This window comes from Bradyrhizobium ferriligni, assembly GCF_056837965.1.
In genome coordinates this window covers 1-3,061 of sequence record NZ_JBXEJO010000159.1, presented here as the reverse complement: position 1 = coordinate 3,061, position 3,061 = coordinate 1, and the positions used below count along the sequence as shown (strand labels likewise).

Here is a 3,061-nt window from a genome sequence, read left to right as displayed (position 1 = left end):
GATCGTGATTGCGGAGGGGGCGGGATTCACTGGATGGTGATTTAAGGTTCGCAAGATTTCGCGGATATGAAAGCAAGGGCGGCTGTTGCCCCTAAATTACCTGGCGGCGCGTGCGACGACGTGCGCTGATCGCATGACTCGGGCGCGTTGGCGCTGCGAGGATGCGGGCGTGTGTTTCTCCCCTCGGCTGTCTGATAATCGAATCAGGATGGCGCCTCATCTCCGGTGTCGTCCCTGCGAAAGCAGGGACCCATAACCACCGCTTTGCATGTGGGAGTTCGCTGGGGCCACAGAGTCGCGCAGCAATTTCACCCTGGGGTTATGGGTCCCGGGTCGCGCTTCGCTTGCCCGGGACGACGTGGGGAGGGAGTGGGGCGCTTACTCCGCCGCCGCTTCCGCGCTCGGCTCGCCCTTCCAGCTGAGGATCTCCGCGGCGAGGATGGGATGATTGAATCCCTTCAGCACGAGGTCGTCGATGGCGCGGCCTTCGACGTAAGGCTCGACCATGCCGTAGACGCGGCGGCTCACCACGATCTGGCCGGCCTTGGCCTCGCCGCACAGGCGGGAGGCGAGATTGGTGACGCTGCCGATCGCGGCATATTCCAGCCGCTGCTCGAAGCCGACCTGGCCGAGCGTGGCATAGCCGAGCGCGATGCCGATGCCGAAGCCGAGGCTGTGCCCGCGGTTGCGCCACTTCTCGGTCAGCGGGCCGACCGTGTCGCGCATCTCCACCGCCATCTTCACCGCGCGCGCGGTGTGGTCGGCGAGCTGGATCGGCGCGTTGAACAGGATCATCACGCCGTCGCCGGCATATTTGTCGAGCGTGCCTTCGTATTTGAAGATCAGCTTGCCGAGCGCGGCGTGATATTCGCGCAGCACGTTCATCGCCTCTTCCGGCTCGGTCGCCTCGGTGAAGGCGGTGAAGCCGCGCAGGTCGCAGAACACGACGGTGACCTCGCGGCGGTGGCTGTCGAGCAGGCCCTCGGGATTGTCGGACGAGGCGATCAGCTGCGCCACCTGCGGCGCCAGGAAGCGCTCGAGCCGGCGGACGCGCTCGAGCTCGCCGAGCTGGGTCTCGACCCGCCGCTCCAGCGACTTGTTCCAGTCCTTCAGCGCTTCGGTCTGCTCGCGCAGCTTGTCGGCCTGCTCGCGCACGGTGGCGTTGGCCTTTTCCAGCGCGTGGCTCTTCTGGTCGACCTCGGTGAACAGCCGCGCGTTGCGCATCGCCAGCACCGCCTGGTGCGCGAACGTCTTCATCAGGCCGATCAGGCTCGGTGGGAGATCGCCGGCCGCCTTGCGCAGCACCACCAGCGCGCCGAGCACGCCCTGCTGGTCGACCAGCGGCACCACAAGCACCGAGTGGAAGCCGGCGCCGACCACGACATCGTGCAGCGGATGATCGGGCGGATAATCGGGACTTGCCGCGAGATCGGGAAACGCCAGCGGCTCGCCGTTCGCGGCGGCCTCGCCGAGCGGGCTGTTCGCCGCATCGATCGCGCGGTGATGGCCGTCGGCCGCAGCGGCGATGCCGATCGATTGCGTCAGGTTGAACGTGCGCTGTGCGGCGTCATAGCCATAGATCAGCACGGCGTCGGCATGGGTGATCTCGAGCGCGCGGGCGCCGACCGTCGGCAGCACGGCGGCAAGATCGAGCGAGGACGCCACCGCGCGGCCGACCTCCTCCAAGACCTTCAGCTCGTTGATCGATTGCGCGAGGTCGCGGGTGCGCTCCTTCACCTTGGCCTCGAGGTCGGAATAGGTCTCGGCAAGCTGGGTGGCCATGCTGTTGAACTGGCCGGCGAGCTCCTCCAGCTCATCTGAAGTCTTCACCTCGATGCGATGGTCGAAGTCGCCGGCCCCCAACCGCCGCGCGCCGGTGCGCAGCGCGGTGATCGGCTCCAGCATGCGCCGCGCCAGGATCGTGCCGGCAATGATCGCGACCACGAGGCCGAGCGCGATCAGGAGCGCAATGCGCACCAGCTGGTCGCGGATCGGCGACAGCGCCTGCGCGGTCGGCTGCTCATAGAACACGTGCCAGCCGAGGTTCGGCGCGGCCGTTGCTGTCGTCAGCACCGCGTTGCCGTCGACATCCTTGCCGGAGGCGATCGGCCTGCCGCTCGGCGACAGCACCGCGGCGACCTGCGGCAGCGCGGCGAGGTCCTTGCCGACCTCCGGCCCCTTCGACGAGCTCGCCAGCACGCGGCCCTTGCCGTCGACGACATAGGCATGAGCGAGCCGGCCGACCTGGGAATCGCCGAAATAGTCATTGAGGAAGCGCAGGTCGATCTCGGCCATGGTGACGCCGGCATTGAAGCCGGAATGCTGCTCGCCGATCGACATGAACGGCCGCCCGTCGCGAAAATACGCCGGCGCATAGGCGGTGCCGCGGGCGATGGTCTCGATGAATCTGACATCGCGGGAGAAGTCGGCGTTGGAGTTGACGGTGGTGGTCTGGCGCGACAGCCGCAGCAGCTCGCGGCCCTGGCCGCTGATCAAGGTGAGCTGGCTCACCGCCGGCACCTGGCCGAGCAGCTGGGCGTAGTCGGCGCGGCGCAGCTCGATCGTGTTGGAGGAGGCGCGGGTCACCCAGGAGATCTGGCGCTCGAGGTCGGAGATCGCCTGCTCGATGCGCTTGGCGGTGGCGTCCGCCTTCTCGCTCATCGCGTCGGTCAGCGTGCCCTTGATGCCGCGGTAGCTGATCCAGGTCTCGAGCGCGCCGTTGACCGCGAGCACGAACACGACGAGGCCGACCAGCGCGAGGACATATTTGGCGAACAGGCCGCCGCGCAGGAACCAGTTCTTGCCCTTGTCCGTAGCCGCGTTCATCCAGCCTCGTCCGCCCCCTCGCATCAATCGGGTGCGCCGCATGATCCGCCGCTGTTTAGCACGGATCGGCGAGGCGGGGCGGCCGCTCGGGCCGCATGGTTATCCCTTCATATCGGCGGGGGATGTCCGGGAATATCAGCGATTGAACAGCTGACGCAGCACGTCCTTCATCGCCGGACTGTCGTGCTGCTGTCTCTTTTACACATCTGACGCCGCCGACGATCGCATAAGTTGA

2 protein-coding genes are annotated in these 3,061 nt (G+C 67.0%); both read right to left on the bottom strand.

The features are described from left to right. Positions 1-378: 378 nt before the first annotated feature. On the bottom strand, positions 379-2,826 hold the full coding sequence (locus AC1VNY_RS42270; RefSeq protein ID WP_482409635.1) for an adenylate/guanylate cyclase domain-containing protein: 2,448 nt from the start codon (positions 2,824-2,826) through the stop codon (positions 379-381). A gap of 55 nt (positions 2,827-2,881) precedes the next feature. Then, on the bottom strand, positions 2,882-3,061 hold a 180-nt coding region (locus AC1VNY_RS42265; protein ID WP_482409634.1), incomplete at its 5' end, for a hypothetical protein.